Annotated in this window: 21 protein-coding genes and 2 tRNA genes; 7 read left to right on the top strand and 16 right to left on the bottom strand. The window is 71.2% G+C overall.

All coding sequences use genetic code 11. The annotated features are described in order from the left end of the window. Positions 1 to 43 precede the first annotated feature (43 nt). On the top strand, positions 44 to 457 hold the full coding sequence (locus ACZ6AA_RS04060; RefSeq protein WP_468451581.1) for a Fur family transcriptional regulator: 414 nt from the start codon (positions 44 to 46) through the stop codon (positions 455 to 457). 141 nt (positions 458 to 598) lie between these two features. Here ACZ6AA_RS04060 and ACZ6AA_RS04055 read toward each other — a convergent pair. From ACZ6AA_RS04055 to ACZ6AA_RS04040, 4 genes are all read right to left on the bottom strand, one after another. Then, positions 599 to 672, bottom strand: a tRNA-Met gene (locus ACZ6AA_RS04055). 55 nt (positions 673 to 727) lie between these two features. Then, entirely contained in the window at positions 728 to 2,668 is a 1,941-nt protein-coding gene (locus ACZ6AA_RS04050) for a tetratricopeptide repeat protein (protein WP_468451579.1), read from the bottom strand. Positions 2,669 to 3,011: 343 nt separating this feature from the next. Continuing rightward, positions 3,012 to 3,085 (bottom strand) — tRNA-Met (locus tag ACZ6AA_RS04045). Between the two features lie 77 nt (positions 3,086 to 3,162). Then, complete coding sequence (locus ACZ6AA_RS04040; protein WP_468451743.1) at positions 3,163 to 6,078, bottom strand: UPF0182 family membrane protein; 2,916 nt, start codon at positions 6,076 to 6,078, stop codon at positions 3,163 to 3,165. Positions 6,079 to 6,229: 151 nt separating this feature from the next. On the opposite strand from ACZ6AA_RS04040, the gene ACZ6AA_RS04035 reads away from it, so the two are divergent. Beyond that, positions 6,230 to 6,787, top strand: a complete 558-nt coding sequence (locus ACZ6AA_RS04035; protein ID WP_471456129.1) for a PPA1309 family protein — start codon at positions 6,230 to 6,232, stop codon at positions 6,785 to 6,787. Positions 6,788 to 6,855: 68 nt separating this feature from the next. Here ACZ6AA_RS04035 and ACZ6AA_RS04030 read toward each other — a convergent pair whose 3' ends face one another. The 4 genes from ACZ6AA_RS04030 to ACZ6AA_RS04015 all read right to left on the bottom strand — a co-directional run bounded on the left by ACZ6AA_RS04030 (position 6,856) and on the right by ACZ6AA_RS04015 (position 10,074). Next, positions 6,856 to 7,950, bottom strand: coding sequence for a YlbL family protein (locus tag ACZ6AA_RS04030; protein WP_468451575.1), 1,095 nt, complete (start codon positions 7,948 to 7,950; stop codon positions 6,856 to 6,858). A 55-nt stretch (positions 7,951 to 8,005) separates the two neighbouring features. Beyond that, positions 8,006 to 8,188, bottom strand: coding sequence for a hypothetical protein (locus ACZ6AA_RS04025; protein WP_289946054.1), 183 nt, complete (start codon positions 8,186 to 8,188; stop codon positions 8,006 to 8,008). A gap of 111 nt (positions 8,189 to 8,299) precedes the next feature. Then, complete coding sequence (locus tag ACZ6AA_RS04020; protein WP_468451572.1) at positions 8,300 to 8,761, bottom strand: molybdenum cofactor biosynthesis protein MoaE; 462 nt, start codon at positions 8,759 to 8,761, stop codon at positions 8,300 to 8,302. Positions 8,762 to 8,871: 110 nt separating this feature from the next. Continuing rightward, a complete protein-coding gene (locus ACZ6AA_RS04015; RefSeq protein ID WP_468451571.1) occupies positions 8,872 to 10,074 on the bottom strand; it encodes an SDR family oxidoreductase in 1,203 nt (400 codons plus the stop codon). Between the two features lie 193 nt (positions 10,075 to 10,267). Here ACZ6AA_RS04015 and ACZ6AA_RS04010 point away from each other — a divergent pair, with 193 nt between their 5' ends. Together ACZ6AA_RS04010 and ACZ6AA_RS04005 are read left to right on the top strand one after the other, a co-directional pair. Further along, positions 10,268 to 11,740: a zinc-dependent metalloprotease gene (locus tag ACZ6AA_RS04010; protein ID WP_468451569.1), complete on the top strand. Its 1,473-nt coding sequence runs from the start codon at positions 10,268 to 10,270 to the stop codon at positions 11,738 to 11,740. After that, positions 11,737 to 12,282, top strand: a complete 546-nt coding sequence (locus ACZ6AA_RS04005) for an NUDIX hydrolase (RefSeq protein WP_468451567.1) — start codon at positions 11,737 to 11,739, stop codon at positions 12,280 to 12,282. Before ACZ6AA_RS04010 ends, ACZ6AA_RS04005 begins: the two co-directional genes overlap by 4 nt. Positions 12,283 to 12,378: 96 nt before the next feature. On the opposite strand, the gene ACZ6AA_RS04000 is transcribed toward ACZ6AA_RS04005, so the two are convergent. From ACZ6AA_RS04000 to ACZ6AA_RS03985, 4 genes are all read right to left on the bottom strand, one after another. After that, entirely contained in the window at positions 12,379 to 13,134 is a 756-nt protein-coding gene (locus ACZ6AA_RS04000; protein ID WP_030359827.1) for an AIM24 family protein, read from the bottom strand. 16 nt (positions 13,135 to 13,150) lie between these two features. After that, a complete protein-coding gene (locus tag ACZ6AA_RS03995) occupies positions 13,151 to 13,831 on the bottom strand; it encodes an AIM24 family protein (RefSeq protein ID WP_058849678.1) in 681 nt (226 codons plus the stop codon). An 11-nt stretch (positions 13,832 to 13,842) separates the two neighbouring features. Continuing rightward, positions 13,843 to 15,648 carry a TerD family protein gene (locus ACZ6AA_RS03990; RefSeq protein WP_468451564.1) on the bottom strand — a complete coding sequence of 602 codons (1,806 nt, stop codon included), beginning with the start codon at positions 15,646 to 15,648 and terminating at the stop codon, positions 13,843 to 13,845. Positions 15,649 to 15,762: 114 nt separating this feature from the next. Continuing rightward, a complete protein-coding gene (locus tag ACZ6AA_RS03985; RefSeq protein WP_468451562.1) occupies positions 15,763 to 16,356 on the bottom strand; it encodes a M48 metallopeptidase family protein in 594 nt (197 codons plus the stop codon). 209 nt (positions 16,357 to 16,565) lie between these two features. Between ACZ6AA_RS03985 and ACZ6AA_RS03980 the strand changes: the two genes are divergently transcribed. The 3 genes from ACZ6AA_RS03980 to ACZ6AA_RS03970 are packed head-to-tail and all read left to right on the top strand — an operon-like array spanning position 16,566 to position 19,644. Next, positions 16,566 to 17,702 (top strand): TOMM precursor leader peptide-binding protein, encoded by a 1,137-nt coding sequence (locus ACZ6AA_RS03980; protein WP_471456126.1) that lies wholly within the window; start codon positions 16,566 to 16,568, stop codon positions 17,700 to 17,702. A gap of 41 nt (positions 17,703 to 17,743) precedes the next feature. Further along, positions 17,744 to 19,138: an ABC1 kinase family protein gene (locus tag ACZ6AA_RS03975; RefSeq protein WP_471456124.1), complete on the top strand. Its 1,395-nt coding sequence runs from the start codon at positions 17,744 to 17,746 to the stop codon at positions 19,136 to 19,138. Beyond that, positions 19,135 to 19,644 carry an NUDIX hydrolase gene (locus ACZ6AA_RS03970; RefSeq protein WP_468451556.1) on the top strand — a complete coding sequence of 170 codons (510 nt, stop codon included), beginning with the start codon at positions 19,135 to 19,137 and terminating at the stop codon, positions 19,642 to 19,644. Before ACZ6AA_RS03975 ends, ACZ6AA_RS03970 begins: the two co-directional genes overlap by 4 nt. A 77-nt stretch (positions 19,645 to 19,721) precedes the next feature. On the opposite strand, the gene ACZ6AA_RS03965 is transcribed toward ACZ6AA_RS03970, so the two are convergent. The 4 genes from ACZ6AA_RS03965 to ACZ6AA_RS03950 form a co-directional block, all read right to left on the bottom strand. Next, positions 19,722 to 19,937, bottom strand: a complete 216-nt coding sequence (locus tag ACZ6AA_RS03965) for a hypothetical protein (RefSeq protein ID WP_468451554.1) — start codon at positions 19,935 to 19,937, stop codon at positions 19,722 to 19,724. 136 nt (positions 19,938 to 20,073) lie between these two features. Beyond that, positions 20,074 to 20,397, bottom strand: coding sequence for a hypothetical protein (locus ACZ6AA_RS03960; RefSeq protein ID WP_468451552.1), 324 nt, complete (start codon positions 20,395 to 20,397; stop codon positions 20,074 to 20,076). Continuing rightward, a complete protein-coding gene (locus tag ACZ6AA_RS03955) occupies positions 20,394 to 20,762 on the bottom strand; it encodes a WhiB family transcriptional regulator (protein ID WP_030359819.1) in 369 nt (122 codons plus the stop codon). Before ACZ6AA_RS03955 ends, ACZ6AA_RS03960 begins: the two co-directional genes overlap by 4 nt. Positions 20,763 to 20,929: 167 nt before the next feature. Beyond that, positions 20,930 to 21,286 (bottom strand): hypothetical protein, encoded by a 357-nt coding sequence (locus ACZ6AA_RS03950; protein ID WP_468451550.1) that lies wholly within the window; start codon positions 21,284 to 21,286, stop codon positions 20,930 to 20,932. Positions 21,287 to 21,373: the final 87 nt, after the last annotated feature.

Genomic DNA, 21,373 nt, shown 5'->3' with positions numbered 1-21,373 from the left:
ACCCGTTCGGGACCTGGTCCCCTTGCCTGTTAGGCTGGCTGTCATGAGTGACCTGTTGGAACGACTGCGCGGACGCGGCTGGCGGATGACCGCGCAGCGGCGTGTCGTGGCCGAGGTCCTCGACGGAGAGCATGTGCATCTGACGGCGGACGAGGTGCATGCCCGTGCCGTCGACAAGCTGCCGGAGATCTCCCGGGCGACCGTCTACAACACCCTCGGCGAGCTGGTCTCGCTCGGCGAGGTCCTCGAGGTCTCGACGGACCGCAGAGCCAAACGGTACGACCCGAACGCGCACCGCCCCCACCAGCACCTGGTGTGCGCCCGCTGCGGCGCCATCCGCGATGTGCACCCGACGGGGAACCCGCTGTCGGCGCTCCCCGACTCGGAGCGCTTCGGCTTCACGATCTCGGACGTCGAGGTCACGTACCGAGGCGTGTGCCCCAGCTGCGCGGCGTAGCGTCTCTTTTCCTCACACGAATCTCGCACGAAGGCCCGGCACCGTGGGTGCCGGGCCTTCGCCGTTCAACGCGTACACGCGGCCGTGTGCGCATACGACCGAGGGCCGGATCCGCAATGGATCCGGCCCTCGGTCTTTCAGTAGCGGGGACAGGATTTGAACCTGCGACCTCTGGGTTATGAGCCCAGCGAGCTACCGAGCTGCTCCACCCCGCGTCGGTGAACCCAACAGTACGCCAGGCCCACGACCAGCGCAAATCGCTTCCGGTGGCTACGCCGTCAGCTCCTGCCGCAGCGCCTCGCGCAACCGCGCGGCCCGCTCGGCGACCTCGGCGGGCCCGAGCTCCACGGCCCGCGAGGCCCACCGCTGCCCCTCAGTGAGCTGCCCCCGCCGCGCGTACAGCAGCGCGAGCCGCAGCGCCGCCCGCCCGTGCCCCGCGTCGGCGGCCCGGGTCCACCACAGCGCGGCCTCCGGCTCACTGCCCTCCCGGGCCAGCAGCAGCCCCAGGTTGAAGGCTCCGTTCCGGCTGCCCGCCTCCGCGGCGAGCCGGTACCAGCGCGCGGCCTCGACCACGTCGCCCCGGCCCGCGGCGAGCATCCCGACCCGCACCTGGGCACGCCGGTGCCCCTGCTCGGCCGCGCGCTCGTACCACTCCTCGCACTCGGTCTTCTGCGCGGCGGGCTCCCCGAGCGCGGGCGGCCCCGCGGGCGGACGCCGCGCGTCGAGCACGGTGCCGAGCCGGTACGCCGCCTCCGCGCTGCCGCCGCCCGCCGCGCACCGCAGGTGCCGCTCGGCGTCCCGCTCGTCGCCGTCGCGCAGCCGCGCCGTGCCGACCTGGAGGGCGGCCTCGGTGTGCCCGGCAGCGGCGGCCCGCTCGTACCACTTGAGGGCCGCGGTGTCGTCACCCCGACTCGCGTACAGAATCCCGAGGTTGAACGCCGCGTCCACGCTGCCGGCCTCCGCGGCCTTGGAGAACCACGGCTCGGCCCCGGCCGCGTCGCCGCCCTGGAGCAGCAGCACGGCGAGCGCGTTGGCCGCCTCGCGATGCCCGGCGTAGGCGGCGCGGCGGTACCACTGGTCGGCCTGCGCGGTGCGCTTCTGCTCGGCGCAGAGCAGGCCGAGGTTGTACGCGCCGTTGTTGTCGCCCGCGTCCATGGCCGCGCGGTACCAGCGCTCGGCGGTCTGGGTCTCGCCGCGCTCTGCGTGCAGCGCGCCCAGGGCGTTGGCGGCGTTCCCGTCGCCGTCCTGGGCGGCCCGCAGCCACCACACGGCGGCGTTCTCCTCGTCGCCCGCGTCGCGCAGCAGGAAGCCGAGCGCGCAGGCGGCACGCGCCTCGCCGTCCTTGGCGGACGTCAGGTACCAGCGCCCGGCTTCCTTGAGGTCGCCGCGCCGCTCCAGGATCGCGCCCAGGTGCAGGGCGGCCCGGCGGTGGCCGCGCGCGGCCGCCTGGCGGTACCACTGCTCGGCCTCGTCGGTGAGCGAGAGGCCGCGGTCGCCGCGCCGGGCGTCGGCGCCGCCCGCGCGGACACCTTCTTTGCGTCCGTTGTCAGAGCGCGCGTCACCGGAGCGCGCACCACTGGCAGGGCGCATGCTTCCGATGCGCGCCCCCATGTCGGGGCGTACGAGACCGGGCTTCGCGCCGTCCGTCCGCCCGCCCGCGCCGGGGCGCGCGGACTGACCGGACAGCGCGGACAGCGCGGGGCGCAGACCGGTCCCGGTCCGGGCGCCGGACTCCCCCGGCCCCTCCCGCTCCGCGCGCTTGTCGAGCACCCGCGCGAGCCTGTACGCCGCCTCGCGGTGGCCGCGCTCGGCCGCCGTGCGCATCCAGCGCTCGGCGCCCACGTCACCGCGGTGTTCCAGGAGGTCGGCGAGGGCGTAAGCCCCCAGCGTGTGGCCCTGCTCGGCGGACTGCCGGAGCCAGTACTCGGCGGCGGGCTCGTCGCCGCGCTCACGGTGGTGGCGGCCGAGCGCGTGCGCCGCCGCGGCGGAACCGGCGACGGCGGCGATGCGCCACCATCCTGCCGCTTCGTCGACATATCCACGCTGGTGCAGAAGGACGCCGAGGTTGTTGGCGGCGGCACGGTCACCGGCCGCGGTCGCGGCCCGCAGCAAGGATTCGGCACCGTCGAGATCACCGCGACGCAGCAGCAGGCTGCCGAGAACGCTCATCGCGTCCACGTCTCCGGCCTCAGCCGCGATCCGGTGCCGCATCTCCTCAGCGGCCGACCCGGGATCCTCCCGTTCGGCCGGCTGCGCAAACCGCCCACTCTCCAACAGAGTTGCCTTGTCCCCCATAACGTCCATCGTCGCACCACCTGCAACCTGGGTACACCTGGTATACCGCAGCCAGTGAGGTCACTTCAGCGTTTTGTCGACATGCCCACAGAGAGATAAGTGAAACACAGCTTTGCCCAACTCCCCCCGCCCGGACCACTCTTCGCACGAACCCCACACCGATGGCATGGGCCACCGGTATAAGCCCTGATCGCACCAGGACCGGACCGGCGCATGACGAAGGCCCGGATCCTCTAGAGGATCCGGGCCTTCGCGTGAGTAGCGGGGACAGGATTTGAACCTGCGACCTCTGGGTTATGAGCCCAGCGAGCTACCGAGCTGCTCCACCCCGCGCCGTTGTGTTGCAACCGTACCACGGCGCGGGGTGGTGCCCGTGCGCTGTCGCGCGCTACGGGCCTGCTGAGGTGCCCCTAACCGCCCCCGTCGCCGCCCTTGTCGCTCTTCTTCTTCGGCTGGGCGTCCTCGGCGCGCTCCAGTGCCTCCTGGAGCCTCTCCTGCGCCTTGCCGTACTCCTCCCAGTCGTCGTTCTTGAGAGCTTCCTTGCCGTCGTCGATCGCCTTCTGGGCATCGTCGATGGCCTTCTGGAGGGCGGGGTTGTCCGACGTCGGCGGTTTCTGCTTGTCGGGCTTGTCCTTCTCACCGCTGCCCGGCTTGTCCGGTGGCTCGACCGGTGTCGCTCCCTCGGTGCCGAAGACCACGTTCAGGGCCTTCTCCAGGGTGCTCTCGAAGGCGATCTTGTCTCCATAGGTGACCAGGACCCGCTTCAGGAGTGGGTACTTGAGCCCGCCGCCCTTGACGTAGACCGGTTCCACATACAGCAGCCCGCCATCCAGGGGCACGGTCAGCAGATTGCCGTAGTCGACTTCCGAGTCGCCGCCCTTGAGGAGCCTGATCTGTTCCGCGATGTCCTTGTCGGAGTTGAACTGGCTCTGCACCAGCTTTGGTCCGTCGACCGTTCTGTCCGTCGGCATCTTCAGGATCTGCATCTTGCCGTAGTCAGGCGATCGCGCGTCCGCGTTGACCGCCATGAAGGCGCTGAGGTTGTTGCGCTTGTTGGGCACGAACGTCGTCGTCAGCGAGAAGTCCTGCTGTTTGGCACCCGGCATCTTCATGCTCAGGTAGTACGGCGGGACCGCGCTGGACGTCTGGTTCGTCGGGTCGCTCGGGACCTCCCACACCTCACTGCCGCTGAGGAAGGTGTCGGCGTCCTTCACGTGGTAGCGGGTGAGGAGCTCGCGCTGCACCTTGAACAGGTCCTGCGGGTAGCGCAGGTGGTCCATCAGGGCCGAGGAGATCTCGCTCTTGTCCTTGACCGTGCCCGGGAAGGCCTTGCGCCACGTCTTCAGAACGGGGTCCTTGGTGTCCCACTCGTACAACTTGACGTCACCGGTGTACGCGTCGACGGTCGCCTTCACCGAGTTGCGGATGTAGTTGACCTGGTTCTGCTGGGCCACCACCGCGCGCTGGTTGTTCTTCGCCGTCAGCGAGTCGGCCGTGGTGTCGCCGAGCGTGGTGCGCGAGGCATACGGATAGCCGTTGGTCGTCGTGTACGCGTCCACGATCCACTGGATCTTGCCGTCGACCACCGCCGGGTAGGCGTCACCGTCGATCGTCAGCCAGGGGGCCACCGCCTCGACACGCTCCTTGGGCGTGCGGTTGTACAGGATCCGCGAGCCATCGCCGATCGCTCCGGAGTACAGCATCTGCGGCTCGCCGAACGACACCGCGTACGCCGCCCTGTTGAGCGGGTTGGAGAGGTTGACGCCGCTCTTGCCCTTGTAGCTGGTCGTCTTCTCGCCGCTGTCGTCCGAGTAGTCGATCTCCTTCTGCGGACCGCCGACGATGGAGTACTGAGTGGTCTTCTCGCCGTAGTAGATGCGCTGCTCGTACGGCGGCAGGCTGCCCTTCGACGGCAGGTCGGACTCCGTGAAGACCGGCTCGCCCGATCCCTTCGCTTCGGTCCCCTTGGCCGCGACGACGCCGTAGCCGTGGGTGTAGCGGAAGTGGTCGTTGATCCAGTTGTTCTTCTGGACGCCGTCCAGGTCGAGCTCGCGCAGGCCGACGACGGTGTCCTGCTCCTTGCCGTCCTTGTCCTTGTAGCGGTCGACGTCCAGGTTCGACGGGAAGCCGTAGTAGGCCTTCATCTGCTGGAGCTGCTGGAACGTCGGCGAGACGATGTTCGGGTCGAGCAGGCGGAAGCTGGCGGCGTCGGTCGCGGCACCCCGCAGCTTCGAGGTGTCCTGGGTGCTGCTCACGCCCGGGTACTTCTTCACATCGGTGCCGCCGATGTCGTACGCCTTACGCGTCGCTTCCAGGTTCTTCTCGACGTACGGGGCTTCCTTGGCCTGCTCGTTCGGCTGGACCTGGAACTTCTGCACGATGGCCGGGTAGAGACCGCCGATGAGGATCGCGGAGAGCACCATCAGGCCGAAGCCGATGACCGGCAGCTGCCAGGTGCGTCGCCACAGCGTCGCGAAGAACAGCAGCGCGCAGATGACGGCGATGCAGAACAGGATGGTCTTCGCCGGGAGGTAGGCGTTCGCGTCGACGTAGCGCAGACCCGTCCAGTTGCCCGTGGCCTTGAAGTCACTGGACTTCACCGCGAGGCCGTACCGGTCGAGCCAGTACGCGACCGCCTTGAGGGCCACGAAGATGCCGATGAGCACCGAGAGGTGACCGGTGGCCGCGGCCGTGGCCCGTCCGCCGGGGCTGGTGATGCGCAGCCCGCCGTACAGGTAGTGGGTCAGGGCGGCGGCGATCACCGAGAGCACCGCGGCGGCGAAGCCGAAGCCCAGCAGGAAGCGGTACCAGGGCAGGTCGAAGGCGAAGAAGGACACGTCCAGATGGAACTGGGGGTCCTTCTGGTGGAAGGGGACGCCATTGACCCACATCAGCCAGGTGCGCCACTGGCCGGCGGCGGACGCGCCCGCGATCAGGCCGACGAGGGCCGTGATGCCGATCAGCAGCCACTTCTTGTAGGGCGCGATCGCCATGCGGTACCGGTCGAGGCTCTGCTGCTCCATCGACATGGCGCTGAGCGGCGGGCGCAGCCGGTGCGCCAGCCAGATGTTCACGCCGACCGCGGCCGCCATGATGAGACCGAAGACGAAGAACAGGCCGATCTTGGTCCACAGGGTCGTGGTGAAGACGGATGAGTAGCCGACGGAGCGGTACCAGAGCCAGTCCGTCCAGAATCCCGCGAACATGACGAACGCCATGGCCAGAACGGCCAGGACGCCGAGCGTCATGAGCAGGGTCCGGACGCGACGGGACGGTCGGCCCACTCTGATCCGTGGCCCCGTCGGGCCTCCGCCGCGGTCCGGCATCTGGAAAGCCAAGGTGCGCACCTCGAAGTTCGCTGTAGCTGTTGCTGTGGCTGGCTGAAACGGGCCCCGCGATCGTAGAGCCCACTCATGCAACTTACCGACGCTTTACTCAGTTCCCGTTCCCGGGTCCGAACGAGGCAGGATATTGGGCATGCCCAACGTTTCCTCCTCCGGCCCACCGATGGCCGCGAGTCCCCTCACCCGCGCAGTGCTCGAAATCGACGACTATGTCGCCGGTCTCGGCTGGGATCAGCCCGCACGGCTCTTCGCGCTCGTCGACACCGCCCGGCTCCGTGTGCAGGAGCCGACCCTGGCGGACCGCCTCGGCCTGGCCGACGCCGCGGCCGCCGCGCCCCTGACCCCCATCGAGCAGGAGGAGCTGCCCCCGGGCTCCCCGCTCGACGAGTTCCTCGGCACCATCGCCTGGCCCGACTCGGTCGCCGGCTGCGCCCTGAGCGTGGAGCGCCTGATGCTCCCGCCGTCCGCGGAGGCCTCCGTTCCGGAGGGCATGAGCGAGAAGCAGCTCGCGAAGTGGGTCGCCAAGCACCCCGAGCGCCAGGAGGTCCGCATGACCGTCGCGGTGCTGCGTGACGGCGCCCGCGAGTCGGCGCTGCGGCTGCGCGAGAAGGACGCGGCGACGGACGTCCTCACGGGCTCGGACCTGGTGCCGGGGCTCGCGGAGGCGCTGGCGGCGACGTTCGCGGAGTAGCCTCCTGATCCTTTTCCCGTACTACGTGGCCGGGGCCGGCGTCGGCCGCCCCGGCCACTGCCGTCCGATCAGCCCTTCGTGGTGCACTTCGGCAGGTCGGCGGTGTCGCCCTTGCTGATGGCCTTGAGCGACTTCACGGCGTCCTTGATGGTGTCCACCTTGACCAGCGTGAGCCCGTCGGGGACGTCGCTCGCGGCGGACGCGCAGTTGTCCTTCGGCGTCAGGAAGTACTCGGCGCCCTTGTCGCGCGCGCCGACGGTCTTCATCTCGATGCCGCCGATCGGGCCGACCTTGCCGTTGTCCTCGATGGTGCCGGTGCCTGCGACGAATTTGCCGCCGGTGAGGTCGCCCGGCGTGAGCTTGTCGACGATGCCGAGGGCGAACATCAGCCCGGCGCTGGGCCCGCCCACGTCGGCGAGCTTGATGTCGATGGTGAACGGGTACGTGTGGTCGGTCCCGGCCTTGATGCCGACCATCGCGACCTTGGGGTCGTCCTCGGCCTTCGTCGTGGTGATCTTCACTTCCTCGGTCGCGGCGGGGCGCTTGTCGGCCTTCTCCGCGGCGGCCGCCTCCTTGACGGGGACGATGCCGAACACGACCTGCTCGCCCGGCTTGTGCTTCCTGACGAGCTCGGCGACGTCCGTGAACTCCTTCACGGGCTTGCCGTCGACGCTCCTGATGACGTCACCGGCGTGCAGCCTGCCCTCGGCCGGGCTGTCCTTGTAGACGGTGGAGACGACCACCTGCGACTTCACGGGGATCTTCAGTTCCTTCAGGGCGGCGACCTTGGCGCTCTCCTGGGACTGGCTGAACTCCTCCGCGTTCTCCTGCGTCGACTGCTGCTCGGTCTTGCCGTTCGGGTACAGGGTGTCGTGCGGCACGACGATGTTGTCGTGCGCCAGCCAGCCGTACACGGCCTCCGGGAGGTTCATCTTGTAGTCGGCGCTGGTCACCCTGACCGTCGTCATGTTCAGGTGACCGCTCGTCGGGTACGTCTTGCGGCCCGAGATCTGCAGCACCGGCTCGCCGTCGTGGTCCCCCAGGGTGTTCACGGTCGGCCCCGGCGACATCTCCGAGTACGGCACTTTGATGAGCACTCCGGCGCAGAGCAGCGCGATCAGCATCAGGGTGGAGGCGAGCATCGTCGCAGTGCGGCGTGGCATGGAACGACAGTACGGGACGGTCCTGTGGGTGCATCCCTGGGGCGTCCGTACGGGATCAGGCAGGGGTGTCGGAGCCCGAGTGGGACTTCTCCATCGCCTCGCGGAACGCGGCGTAGCCGTTCAGCTCGCTGATGTCACCGGTCCTGCCGCTCTTGCGGTTCCGATTGGCCCAACCGGCCCACAGACCGGCACCGACCGCCGCCAGAAGCGGAATCAGCAACCAGGCAAGCGACGCCATGTCGACCTCCCGACCCCATGAGCGACCAAAACTGACTGATCAGCAGATTAACCATCCGCTCCGTCAACGCTCACGGCAGGGGTCGGGTTACGCAACCGGAGCTCCCCTGGCCTAAGCCCCCACCCACTCTTCCTGGCCATCGGAGAAGCGCTGGTGCTTCCAGATCGGCACCTCGTGCTTGAGGTCGTCGATCAACTTGCGGCAGGCCGCGAAGGCCTCGGCCCGGTGCGGGCAGGACACCGCGACCACGACCGCGAGGTCTCCCACGGCGAGGTCGCCGACCCGGTGCACCGCGGCCAGGGCGCGCACGGGGAAGTCGGCGACGACCTTCTCTGCCACCCGGCGCAGCTCGGCCTCGGCGCTGGGGTGGCTGGAGTACCCCAGCTCGTCGACGTCCGCGCCGCCGTCGTGGTCGCGCACCGTCCCGACGAACAGCGCCGTCCCACCCGCGGAGTCGTCCCCGACGGCCCGGAAGACCTCGTCGAGCGAGAGCGGGGTGTCCCGGATCGCCAGCAGCCGAATCGGCTCGGCAGCAGCCTGCTCGCCGGGGTGGTCCATCGGATTACGCGCCATGCCCCCATCGTGCCGCACACCACTGACATCCAGGAATAGCGTTTTCCCCCGGCACCGGCACCCACCGCTTGGACGTCCCTACAGCGGCGGGCCCCGCCCCCGGCGGGACGCTAGAGCCGCCGCCGAGCCTTCCGCGCCCGCCGCACCAAGGCAGCCGTACCCAGCAGGGCGACCGTCGCCCCCGCGGCCCCCGCAGCCGTCGCGTCCTTGCGCCCGAGCCGCCGCCCGGCGACCGTCCGCCGCCCGGCGACCTCCTCGAGGAGCTCCGCGAGCACCTCCTCGTTGGTCCACTGCGGCCGCCACCCGGCGTCATGCAGCCGGCTGACGCTGACGACCCACGGATACATCGTGTAGGCGAGATCCCCCGCCGGGGACGGTGTGAGCCCGATCCGGTGGAGCCGGGCCGCGGCCCCGAGAGCGACGGCGGACGGCAGCTCCATGCGCCGGATCCCGCTCAGCTCCTCGACCTCCTCCTGCTCCAGCCACCCGTCGCACCCGACGGCCAGGTCCCCGTCGACCTTCTCCACGACGGCGTACTCCAGCGCACTGCACAGATCGTCGACGTGGCAGAACTGCCACGCGGGCCGCGACCCGGCCACAACCAGAAGCCGCGGCGACTCGAAGTACCTGGTCAGCGCGGTGTCGGTGCCACCGACGAGGATCGCGGGGCGGACCACGGTGACGTTCAGACCGGGATGCGCGCGCGGCGCGCGGCGGGCGAGCCGCTCGATCTCCAGGAGGTCGCCGACGCCCGTCGCCTCCGCGGTCGCCCGCAATTCGGCGTCTTCGGAGAGGGGCAGTTCGTTGTCGGAGAGCGCTCCGTAGACCATCGCCGAGGTGCACAGGACGACCCGGTGCACACCCGCGGCCGCGGCCGCAGTGAGGACGGTCTGCGTGCCGCGCACGTTGTACGCGGTGCGGGCGGCGCCGTCGGTCTCCAGGTCGAGATCGAGCGCCAGGTGCACGACGACGTCCACGCCGCGCAGCTTCTCGGCGATGGCCGGGTCGCGGACGTCGAGGATGTGCCACTGCGCCCGCGCGCAGTCGCCGCGGCGCTCGTCGATGGCCACGACCTGCTTGATCTCGTCGGACGCGGCCAGGCGCTCGGTGAGCTGCGCGCCCACGCCCGTGGCCGCGCCGGTGACGGCGACGACGGGGCCGCGCGCGGAGGCGGACGAGGAGCCGTCGCGCAGCGGCACCACCGAGGGCGGCGTCTCCCCCGCCGCCTCGGCGTCCGGCCCTGTGCCCGCCTCGGGCGGTGTCGGGTCTTCGGGGTTTCGCGCTGCGCGAACCTGTGGATCTGGGGAACTCACCGGGCGTCTCCAGCGGTTGTCTTCAGTACAGACGCAAACTGACGCGTACGTACCAGGTGGCACCATCCTGCCGCAGCCCCCGGGGCGGCGGAGCACCGAGGCCCGAACCCGCCGCGGTGTCTACGCTGGGTGGTGTTGTCGGGCAGCCGCCGCCGGACCCAAGATCCGGTGGCCTTACGAGCCGAGGAACCCCGTGAGTGACACCCCATTCGGATTCGGCCTTCCGCCGGAGGAGCCGGAGAACGGCGACGAGGGCAAGAAGAAGGACACCCCCGGAGGGGGACAGGGTTCCGGTGGCCCTGCCAACCCGTTCGGCTTCGGGCCGCTGGGAGCGGGCGGCGCGGGGGGCGACAACCCCTTCGCCGCGATGTTCGGATCGATGAATCCGAACGACCTGGGGGCAGCGTTCCAGCAGCTCGGCCAGATGCTGTCGTACGAGGGCGGTCCCGTGAACTGGGACATGGCCAAGGACATCGCCCGCCAGACCGTCTCGCAGGGCACCCCTGACGGCACCAAGGACGCGAGCGTCGGCCCCGCCGAGCGCTCCTCGGTCGAGGAGGCCGTGCGCCTGGCGGACCTGTGGCTGGACGACGCGACGTCCCTGCCGTCGGGTGCGGGCAGCGCCGTCGCCTGGAGCCGCGCCGAGTGGGTCGAGGCGACCCTCCCGGCCTGGAAGGAGCTCGTCGACCCGGTCGCCGAGCGGGTCGGCCTCGCCATGGGCGACGTCCTGCCGGACGAGATGCAGGCCATGGCGGGCCCGCTGATCGGCATGATGCGCTCCATGGGCGGCGCCATGTTCGGCCAGCAGATCGGCCAGGCCGTCGGCGTCCTCGCGGGCGAGGTCGTCGGCTCCACGGACATCGGCCTGCCCCTCGGCCCCGCGGGCAAGGCCGCGCTCCTGCCGGTGAACGTGGAGGCGTTCGGCAAGGACCTGGGCGTGCCGATGGAGGAGGTGCGCCTGTATCTGGCCCTCCGCGAGGCCGCCCACCAGCGGCTCTTCGCGCATGTGCCGTGGCTGCGCTCGCATCTGTTCGGCGCCGTCGAGGGGTACGCGCGCGGGATCAAGGTCGACACCTCCAAGCTGGAGGACGTCGTCGGCCAGTTCGACCCGCAGAACCCGGAGCAGCTGCAGGAAGCGCTCCAGCAGGGCATGTTCCAGCCCGAGGACACGGCCGAGCAGAAGGCCGCCCTCGCCCGCCTGGAGACCGCTCTCGCGCTCGTCGAGGGCTGGGTGGACGCGGTCGTGCACGCGGCCGCCAAGCCCCGTCTGACGTCCGCGGACGCGCTGCGCGAGACGCTGCGCAGGCGCCGCGCCACCGGGGGCCCCGCCGAGCAGACCTTCGCCACCCTGATCGGCCTGGAGCTGCGCCCCCGCCGTCTGCGGGACGCCTCGCGCCTGTGGGCCTCGCTCACGGACGCGCGCGGTGTGGACGGCCGCGACGGCCTGTGGGCGCACCCGGACATGCTGCCGACGGCCTCGGACCTGGACGACCCGGACGGCTTCGTGCACCGCGAGCAGCTGGACTTCTCCGAGCTGGACAAGATGCTCGGCGAGGCGGCGGGCGGCGGCGCTGCCGGCAAGCCGGACCTCAAGAAGGGCGACGCCGAGGACGGTGGCCCGGCGGACGGCGGCTCCGGCGAGGGCAAGGACGACGACAGCAAGTGAGCCTGCACGACGACGCGGTTCTCGTACTGAAGGCATACGACGGCCGGGACGACCAGGACGCAGCCCAGGACGAGCTGCGCCAGTACTACCTGGACCATCTGTCGGCGCACCCCGAGGACGGCCTGTGGAAGGCCTGCACGGACGGGCATGTGACCGCCAGCGCCCTGGTCGTCGACCCGGCGCGCGGGCGCGTGCTGCTCACGCTGCACAAGAAGCTGCGGATGTGGCTCCAGATGGGCGGCCACTGCGAGCCCGGCGACGCCTCCCTGGCCGCCGCCGCGCTGCGCGAGGCCACCGAGGAGTCGGGCGTCCCGGGCCTGTCCCTGCTGCCCGGCGGTCCGGTCCGCCTGGACCGGCACCCGATCCCCGGCCCGTGCACCCAGCACCTGGACGTGCAGTACGCCGCCCTGGCCCCGGCGGACGCGACCGAGGCGATCAGCGACGAGTCCCTGGACCTGCGCTGGTTCGCGTACGACGAGGTGGCGGACGTGGCGGACGAGTCGGTCGTACGCCTGGTGCGGGACACGCGCGCGCGGCTGTGACGCGGCGCTGAAACAACCGCTGAGACGCCAGCGCTGAGACATCGGTAAGGGGCGGTCGCTAGGGCGACCGCCCCTTACGCATGCCCTTCGGGGGCATCAGTTCCAGACGTTGCCCTGGTTCTGCCCCCGGGCGCCCTGCTGCCCCATGCCGAACTGGGCGCGCGCGCCCTGGCCGATGTTGGCGTGCTGCGGCGGCAGCATCTCGCTGGGCTGGACGAGGGCGTAGCCCTGCCCCATGAAGCTCAGCTCCCAGCCCTCGCCGGTGTTGCCGCGGCGCCGCCAGACGCCCGAGGAGTGCGTCTGGGCCTGCATCTGCACCCGCAGCCCGTTGGACCAGGCGACGATCGCGTCCGCGTCGGCGTTGACGTACCGGTCCGGGGTGACCTGGAGCATCAGCGGCTGGCCCGACGTCATCAGGGCGACCTTGCCGCGCCCGGTGATGTTGAGCTGGTACTTCCCGGAGCCGGAGATGCCGTACTGGCTGTCCACGGCGATGACCTGGTGGGTGAGGGACGAGTCCATGGCGAGGACATAGGCGCTGTCCACCGTCAGGCCGTCCTGGTCCACGTCCACCAGGTGGATGTACTGCGCGAGGTTCGCGAGGTAGACGGTGCCCTGCCCGTGGCAGCGCATCAGGTCCAGGCCCTCGCCGGTGTGCGCGCGGGCGCGCTGCTGGCCCCGGCTCTGGAACTCGGCGTCGAACTCGATGAGCCCCTGGTAGGCGACCATCGAGCCCTTGCGGGCGAGCACGTCGTCGTGGCCCTCGAGGGCGACCCGCAGGAGCTGCGGGTTCTGGACGGAGTAGCGCTCCTGAGTCTGTTGCTCAGCGTGCGCGAAAAGCGAGCTCTGCATGGTGTGTTGCTCCCCCTCAGCTCCGGATCCGGAGGCGGTCGGTGCTGTCCTCACTGGGCTGTACGACGACGATGCCCTCTCCGGAGAAGCCCATCTGGTAGGCCTCGCCGCTGCCGCGCCCGATCAGGGAGCCGGCCCTGAAGCTGCGCTTGCCCTTCACCTTCAGGTTCGGCGACCAGGCGATCAGCGCGTCCGGGTCCACATACGTCTCGTCCTCGCCGCGGCCGCAGTCGACGACGATCGGCGTGCCGCGGGAGGTCAGCGCCACCCAGCCCTGGCCGGAGACCTTGATGTTCCACAGGCCCTGCCCGGCGAACTTCGCCAGGCCCTTGACCCGCTCGACACCCCACTGGAGGCTCGCGTCGAAGGCGAGCAGGTTGGTGCCGTTCACGGACAGCGAGTCGCCCGCCAGGTTGATGACGACGACATCGGCTCCGTAGTCGGCGAGGTAGAGCAGGCCGTCTCCGGAGCACTTCATCAGGGGGGCGCCCTCGCCGGTGATCCAGTCGCGCGCGATCTGGCGGACGGCGGGCGGGTTCGGCTCGTACTGCACGAAGCCTTCGTAGGCGACCATCGACCCCACGCGCGCGAGGAGGTCGTTCCCGGTCTGCATGGCGACCTTGACCATGTGGTGGCCGTGGTTCTCCATGCGGGCGGCGACGGGTGCCGGGGCAAAGCCCGCGAGCTGCTGGTTCATGACGGGCTCCCTCAGACCTCGAACGGCTGGACGACGATGAAATTGCCGGGCGCGCCACGGAACTGGAGGTTCACGCTCTCCCCCGTGGAGCCCGCGGACGCGTTGCCGCGCAGCCTCACCTGGCTGGAGACGATGGCCTGGGCCGCCGCGGACCACGCGACCACGGCGTGGCAGTCGGCGAACGTCGTCGGCGTGACCGGCAGCACGACGGGCATGCCGTGCGTCTTCACGACGACCGTGCCGGTCCCCTGGAACTGCATGACGAACAGCGCGCCACCGGGGATCCCATGGCCCTCGATGCGGCGCACCTCGTGCTGGAGGGACTCGTCGAAGGCGAGGACGTTCTCGGCGGAGACGCAGATCGCGTCGCCCTGGAGCTCGACGGGGTGCAGATGCGTGCCTTCCTCCGCGAGGAAGACCTGGCCGCGTCCGGAGCAGCGCATGAGCTGCATCTCCTGGCCGGTCGCGTTGCCGACGATGCGGCCCTGGAAGCCCGCGCCCTTGTAGCCGAACTCGACCTTGCCCTGGTACAGGACCATGCTGCCCTGGCGGGCGAGCACCGGCTGGTCGCCGACGCCGAGGTCGACCCGGACCAGCTTCTCGTTCTGCTGCGTCCAGCGCTGTCCCGTGCCCGCCTCGCGGTACTTCTGGAGCGCGGCGGCCACACCGGCGGCCTGCGGAGCGCCCTGCGGGACTCCGCCCGGGGCGGCCTGGCCGAACGGGGCCGGGGCCTGGCCGGGGATCTGGCCGGGCATCGGGGCCTGCGGCGGCTGGCCGTAGCCGGGCGGCGCGGGCGCGGCGGCCTGCTGGCCATAGCCCGGGGGCAGGGGGGCCGAGGGCTGCTGCTGGTCATAGCCGGGCGGGGGCGGTCCCGCGGGCTGGCCGTAGCCCGGCGGCAGGGGTGCGGACGGCTGCTGTCCGTAGCCCGGCGGCGGGGGCGGCGTCTGGCCGAACTGCGACGGCTGGCCCGGCTGGCCGTACGGGCCCGGGGCCTGCGGGGGCGGCACGGTGCCGCCCGGCTGGTTGAGCGGCGCGACGATGGTCTGCGCGGCGTGCACCGAGGGGTCGGCGGGGGCCGGGGCGGGCGGCGGCGTGGCGCCGCCGGGAGGCGCGAAGTGCTGGGCGGGCGCGGGGTCGGGCGCCGGGGCCGGGACGGGTGCCGGGGGTGGCGTGGCGGGACCCGCGGGCGCGCCGAACGCGGGCGGTGCCGCGGCGGCGGGGGGCGCGCCACCGCCGGCGGGCGGCGCGAAGCCGGGGGCGGCCTGCGGCTCGGGTGCCGCGGGCTCCTCCTCGGCGACCTCGCCGCCGAAGTTCCTGATCAGCGCGTCGAGACCGCCGTCGAAGCCCTGCCCGATCGCGGCGAAGCGCCAGACGTCCTTCAAGTAGAAGTCGCCCAGCATCAGGGCGCGCTCGGTGGAGAACTCCGAGCCGTTGAAGGAGTACCGGGCCACTTCCTCGCCACCGGCCACGATCCGGATGTATCCGGAGGCGAGCTGCGACATCTGGCCTGCGCCGTCGATCGCCGCGGTGAACGACAGCTTCTGGATCTGCGGCGGGATCCGGTCCAGCGTGACGCGGAAGGACTCGTCGTCACCGGCCTGGGCACCGAGGAGCTGAAGCGACTCCTCCGGAGACTTCGGCTGGTTGAAGAAGATGAAGTAACGGTCGTCCGACAGCCGCTCACTCGCGTCGAGGCCGAAGCAGCTGATGTCGAAGGTCACCCCTGGGGCAGCGATGTGCACGCCTACGTACAGATCGGTCCCCGCGGTGAGGTCACTGATCTTGGCCTTGTGGCCGCGTTGGAATTCCCTGGCCATACGTAACGACCGTCCCCCATCCCGAGTGGTTGCGTCGCGCCAGGCTAACCGCTCCGTCCGACAGTGGACGACGTCGGTACAGACCCGGTACACAACCGGCGCACCGGGCGCCCCTCACTCCTCGCGGGCGGCCGGAAGGTGCGGCAGCCGGTCCGCCGCGACCACCCCTTCGAGGTAGCCCCGGGCCCGCTCGGTCCGCGGATACGCGTCCAGGAGGCGCCAGAACCGGGGGCCGTGTCCGGGCACGAGGAGGTGCGCCAGCTCATGGAGCAGTACGTAGTCCACCACGTACTCGGGCATGCCCTGGAGCCGGTGGGAGAGGCGGATGCTGCCCTCCGACGGCGTGCACGAGCCCCACCTGGTGTTCTGGTTCGTCACCCAGCGCACGGAGCTGGGCCGGGCCCGGCCGTCGAAGAACTGCTCGGACAGCCGCTGGGCCCGCTCGGACAGCTCACTGTCGCCCAGAACCCGCTTGCTCTCCTGTGCCGCCAGCTTGTCCAGCATGACGCCCACCCAGCGCTGCTCCTCCGCCTCGGACATCCGGGCGGGGATGAGGACGACCGTCCGGTCGCCCTCCCGGTACGCCGAGACCGTTCTGCGGCGGCGGGCGCTCCTTCGCACCTCGACCGCGCTCGCCGCCGAGCCGGATGGCGGCGGGCTGGTCGCGCTGCGCTGTGGGCTTCCGCGATGCAGTGGGTCGGCGGGCACGCCACGACGTTACCCGCTTGGCGTGGGGGAAGTCCCGCCTCCGGGACGGTTCGGTCCCGATCCACTCCCCATGCGCTGCATTAGTACGACAAGTACTCACCGCCTGTGGACAACCGCGCGCACGGCCGGGCCGAGCCGGGCATTCTGGCATTCGAGCGGCCGGACGGCGACGAGCACGACGTCCGGCCGGACCGACGGGGGGCCGAACCATGCATCCGATCCTGAAACCGAGCCTGCGCCGCGGCTGGCGCGATCTGAACACCGTCCAATTCGGGGCGACGCGGGCGCACGCCCGGGTCCTCGGCCCCGTTGACACCGCGACGGGCAGCTTCCTCAGCCTCCTCGACGGGACGCGCGGGCTGCCGCTGCTGCGCGCTGAAGGACAGCGGATAGGACTGCCGGACGGCCATGTGGACCGGCTCCTGCACCGGCTGGCCCGGGCCGGACTGCTCGACGACGCGACGGGCGGGGGCTCGGCGGCCGACGCCCTGCGTGCCCGTACGGACGTCATGGACCGGCTCCGCCCCGACCTCGCGGCCCTGTCCGTCGTCACCCCGGAGCCGAACCAGGGCATCCGCACGATGGCCGCGCGCCGGGCCACCCGCGTGCGCGTCCGGGGCGGCGGCCGGGTGGGCGCGGTCATCGCCTCGGTCCTGTCCGGGGCGGGGATCGGCGAGGTCGACGTGATGGACGGCGGCTGCGTCGAGCCGTGGGACGTCGCTCCGGGCGGGGTGCCGCCGGATTCCGTGGGCCAGCGAAGGGACGCCGCCGCGAGAACGGCCGCACGGCGCGCGGCTCCCGGGCGGCCGCCCCGTCACCCCGAGGACCGGGGCGACGGCGAGCGCGCCTGGTGCCTGATCGTCCTCGCCCCGCGCGACGGCCTGGACGCCTTCGCCCCCGACCCGGCCGCCGCCGAACCCCTGATCGCCGCGGGGACCCCGCATCTGTACGCCGGGGTGATCGAGGGCACAGGCGTGGTCGGTCCCCTGGTCCTGCCCGGCACGACCGCCTGCGCCGGCTGCCTCGCCCTGGACCGCGCCGACGCCGACGCGGCCTGGCCGCGGATGCTGGCCCAGTGGCGCTCGGGCCGTCGCCATCAGGTCCCGGCCTGCGACCTGGCCCTCTCGACGACCGTCGCGGGACTGGCCGCGGCGCACGCGCTGGCCTTCCTGGACGGGGCGGAGCCGGCCCTCGCGGGGGTGCGCTGGGAGGCCTCGACGCCCGGCTTGGACTGGCGCAGACACCGCACGCGGGCGCACCGTTCGTGCCCCTGTGGGGCGGGTGAGCAAGTAAAGGGGGAGCACACCTCCGTGGATCGAGAGCCGCACGAGACAATGGCCGAGTAACCGCCTGAAAGGGCGCGGCTGTCTGGGATTTGGAGGGGCGCATGTCTGATCTTCCCCGGAAGGCGGTCACCCGTACCGCCAAGCTGGCCGCGCTGCCACTCGGCTTCGCCGGGCGGGCGACCTGGGGGCTCGGCAAACGGATCGGTGGCAAGTCGGCGGAGATCGTCGGCCGGGAGCTGCAACAGCGCACGGCGGAGCAACTGTTCAAGGTCCTCGGCGAGCTGAAGGGCGGCGCCATGAAGTTCGGGCAGGCGCTGTCCGTCTTCGAGTCGGCGCTCCCGGAGGAGGTGGCGGGGCCCTATCGGGCAGCGCTGACGAAGCTTCAGGAGGCGGCGCCGCCGATGCCGACGCGCACGGTGCACGCGGTGCTCGCGGAGCGGCTCGGCGCGGACTGGCGCGAGCGTTTCCAGGAGTTCGAGGACAAGCCCGCGGCGGCGGCCTCGATCGGTCAGGTGCACCGGGCGGTGTGGGCGGACGGGCGCGATGTCGCGGTGAAGGTGCAGTATCCGGGCGCGGGCGAGGCGCTGCTCTCGGACCTGAACCAACTGAGCCGCTTCGCCCGGGTCCTCGGCCCCCTGATTCCGGGCATGGACATCAAGCCGCTCATCGCCGAGCTGCGCGACCGCGTCTCCGAGGAGCTGGACTACGGCCTGGAGGCACAGGCCCAGCGCGCCCACGCCGAGGAGTTCGCGGACGACCCGGATGTCGTGGTGCCGGACGTGGTCCACCAGAGCGAGCAGGTCCTGGTGACGGAGTGGATGGACGGGGTGCCGCTGTCGGAGGTGATCGCGGAGGGGACACAGGATCAGAAGAACCGCGCCGGCCAGCTCCTGACGCGCTTCCTCTTCTCAGGACCGGCCCGAACGGGCCTGCTGCACGCCGACCCGCACCCGGGCAACTTCCGGCTGCTGACCGGCGAGAAGGGCGAATGGCGGCTCGGTGTGCTGGACTTCGGCACGGTGGACCGGCTGCCCGGTGGGCTGCCCCCGACGATAGGCGACTCGCTGCGGCTGACCGTCGAGGGCGAGGCGGACGCGGTCTACGAGATGCTGTGCGAGGAGGGCTTCGTCAAGGAGACGGTCGATCTGGAGCCGGAAGCCGTCCTGGACTATCTGCTGCCGATCATCGAGCCGGCGGTGGCGGAGGAGTTCACCTTCACCCGTGGCTGGATGCGCAGCCAGGCGGCCCGGGTGGCCGACCCCCGCTCCCCCGCCCACCAGTTGGGCAAGCGGCTGAACCTCCCGCCGTCGTATCTCCTGATCCACCGCGTGACGCTCAGCACCATCGGTGTTCTGTGTCAGCTGGGTGCGACGGTGCGGATGCGGGAGGAGCTGGAGGAGTGGCTGCCGGGGTTCGTCGCCCAGGAGGACGAGGAGCAGGCCGACTTGGCGGACGGCCTCGCGGACGACGGCATCGAGGAGGTGGCGGAGGCGTGATCGTGCGCAGAACGCCCCGTCGCGCGGCGCGGGTTGCGGTGATCGCCCCGGACGACGCGGTCTTCCTCTTCGGGTACGACAACGAGGAAGTGGGAGTCCACTGGGCCATGCCCGGCGGCGGCCTGGAGCCGGACGAGGCGCCGCGCGAAGGCGTGCTGCGCGAACTGCGCGAGGAGACCGGCTGGACGGACGTCCGGCCGGAGGCCCTGCTGTGCACGTGGGAGCACGACTTCACCCGTGCGGGTGTGCCGGTGCGGCAGCACGAGCACATCTACCTGGCCCGCGGGCCACGCCGCCCGCCCACGAGCGAGGCCGCCGCCGCGCACGCCGAGGACGGCATCCTGCGCTGGCGCTGGTGGACACCCCGGGAGCTGGCCGACTCCCCCGAGCCGCTGTGGCCGCCGCAGCTTCCTGAGCTGCTGGGCGCGCTGCGCGCCGCGGGAGGTGCGGTGCCGCAGGCCGTCGACCTCGGGTACCAGCACCACGTGGCGGCGCACCGGGGCTGACGCCCGGGCAGGCCGGTCCGCTGTCGGGCCGGGGGCGGCTCACCACCAACGGGGCGCTCACCACCAACAGGGGCGGCTCACCACCAAGCGGAGTCGAGTCGTCCCTCGATCGCCCGGATGTTGTCCCGGGAGCAGGCGTCGCAGAAGTAGTGCCGGGCGCCGTTCTCCACGGAGCAGATCCATGTCGGGGGCCGGCCGTCGGCGACCGTGCCGCAGCGGGAGCACACGACGTTCTCGGTGTCGTTCCTGACATCGTGCCGGGCGTCCGCAGGTTCAGGAGGCTGCTGGTCCACGCGGTGACCTTATCGCCGCCACCGGAGGATCGGTGCGCACAACGCACCGCGGGGGCCGGTCCGTTCGGACCGGCCCCCGCGGGGTACTTCCGTGAAGCTCACCGGGAGCTTCGGCTGTGCCTCGAGCTCGTGGGAACTACTGCATGACCGCGATGGCGAGGGCACGCCTCGCGCGCAGGGACGCGCGCTCGGCGCGGCGCTGCATGCGGCGGGCCGCGATCAGGCGCGCGGCCGGGCGGTGCTCTTCGGCCTCACGCAGGCGTTCGTGCATATGCGCACGGGCCAGGGCTTCTGGGATGAGTTGCATTTCGCGGGTCCTGTTCTGGCGCGAGCCGGTCGCGCCGGTGGTGGTGAAGTCTCGGGTGGCGGAGCGAGTGGGCTCGCTCGTGGGTGCCTTCATCGGGGCCTGCTTCTTGGGGTCGTGCGTCACGGGGCGATCGATCGTTCCGGCGGTACTCATGCCACGACCGGGTTCTTCCGCGGACGGCCACGCGGCCGCTTGCGGGCCACGACCACGCCCTGGACGAACAGCTCGCCGCCCCAGACGCCCCACGGCTCACGCCGCTCCTTGGCGCCGGCCAGGCAGGCCTCCATCAGCGGGCAGGTACGGCAGAGGGACTTGGCGTACTCGACGTCGGCCGGGGACTCGGCGAAGAAGACCTCCGGGTCGTAGGCACGGCACGGGACGGGTACGCCGAGGTTCTCGATGGCGTCGTCGAGCGCGGTGAGCGCGGTGAGGGGAGTCAAGGTCGGGTCCTCCGTGGGTGCGGGCGGCGGGAGAGTGTCTGAAGGCGGTACGGACGGGGCGTGCGCTTCGAGTTGCACGGTGGTGTTTTCCTCGTCTGGTCGTGCCGGCCTGGGTCGGCCGGTTGGCGGCTGGTACCGGGTCTTGCTCAGCCCCTTCGCTCTGTTCTCCCGGTTTTGGGGAAAACAGAAGGGCCGCGGATCCCGGGTGGGGTTCCGCGGCCCTGAAGGCGCCGGTCTGATCGAGATCAGACTGGATCACTCCAGGGTTCGAGCCCACGGAAGGCCCACATCGTGTGGTGCTGCTGCTGCGTCGTCTTGTTCCGGAATCCGGCACCGGCTGCCGCGAAGACATAGGCGTGTGCCTGTGCCGTCGCTACTGCTTCCGGTGCCTTGGTCGGTCGCTCATTGCCCTCACGGATCTCAAGACCCGACAGAGGCAGGGCGGGGGCGGTCGGACGCACGGCGGCGGTGCCGAGAGACAGAGCGGCATTGCCGACGGACAGACCGGTGCCCTGGTTCGAGAAGCCGAGCAGGCAGGAAGCGACGACCGAGCGATCGGTCATTTTGACGGTGCTGATGAAGCTCTTGTTGTTGCTGATCACTGGAATCGCCTCCTCTCGGCGTCTAGGGGAGCGGCCGAAACCGTTCCTCGGACTGACAAGTACAGCACGGGACCAGGGCTTCGGAGA

The sequence above is a fragment of the Streptomyces sp. NPDC040610 genome (genome assembly GCF_055594065.1).
This window is presented reverse-complemented; position numbering and strand designations above follow the sequence as displayed.

Bases quoted from the DNA above. Each gene is read 5' to 3' on its own strand.
- ACZ6AA_RS04060 (WP_468451581.1), top strand. From the start codon at position 44: ATGAGTGACCTGTTGGAACGACTGCGCGGACGCGGCTGGCGGATGACC.
- ACZ6AA_RS04050 (WP_468451579.1), bottom strand. From the start codon at position 2,668: ATGCGGCACCGGATCGCGGCTGAGGCCGGAGACGTGGACGCGATGAGC.
- ACZ6AA_RS04040 (WP_468451743.1), bottom strand. From the start codon at position 6,078: ATGCCGGACCGCGGCGGAGGCCCGACGGGGCCACGGATCAGAGTGGGC.
- ACZ6AA_RS04035 (WP_471456129.1), top strand. From the start codon at position 6,230: ATGCCCAACGTTTCCTCCTCCGGCCCACCGATGGCCGCGAGTCCCCTC.
- ACZ6AA_RS04030 (WP_468451575.1), bottom strand. From the start codon at position 7,950: ATGCCACGCCGCACTGCGACGATGCTCGCCTCCACCCTGATGCTGATC.
- ACZ6AA_RS04025 (WP_289946054.1), bottom strand. From the start codon at position 8,188: ATGGCGTCGCTTGCCTGGTTGCTGATTCCGCTTCTGGCGGCGGTCGGT.
- ACZ6AA_RS04020 (WP_468451572.1), bottom strand. From the start codon at position 8,761: ATGGCGCGTAATCCGATGGACCACCCCGGCGAGCAGGCTGCTGCCGAG.
- ACZ6AA_RS04000 (WP_030359827.1), bottom strand. From the start codon at position 13,134: ATGCAGAGCTCGCTTTTCGCGCACGCTGAGCAACAGACTCAGGAGCGC.
- ACZ6AA_RS03995 (WP_058849678.1), bottom strand. From the start codon at position 13,831: ATGAACCAGCAGCTCGCGGGCTTTGCCCCGGCACCCGTCGCCGCCCGC.
- ACZ6AA_RS03990 (WP_468451564.1), bottom strand. From the start codon at position 15,648: ATGGCCAGGGAATTCCAACGCGGCCACAAGGCCAAGATCAGTGACCTC.
- ACZ6AA_RS03980 (WP_471456126.1), top strand. From the start codon at position 16,566: ATGCATCCGATCCTGAAACCGAGCCTGCGCCGCGGCTGGCGCGATCTG.
- ACZ6AA_RS03975 (WP_471456124.1), top strand. From the start codon at position 17,744: ATGTCTGATCTTCCCCGGAAGGCGGTCACCCGTACCGCCAAGCTGGCC.
- ACZ6AA_RS03960 (WP_468451552.1), bottom strand. From the start codon at position 20,397: ATGAGTACCGCCGGAACGATCGATCGCCCCGTGACGCACGACCCCAAG.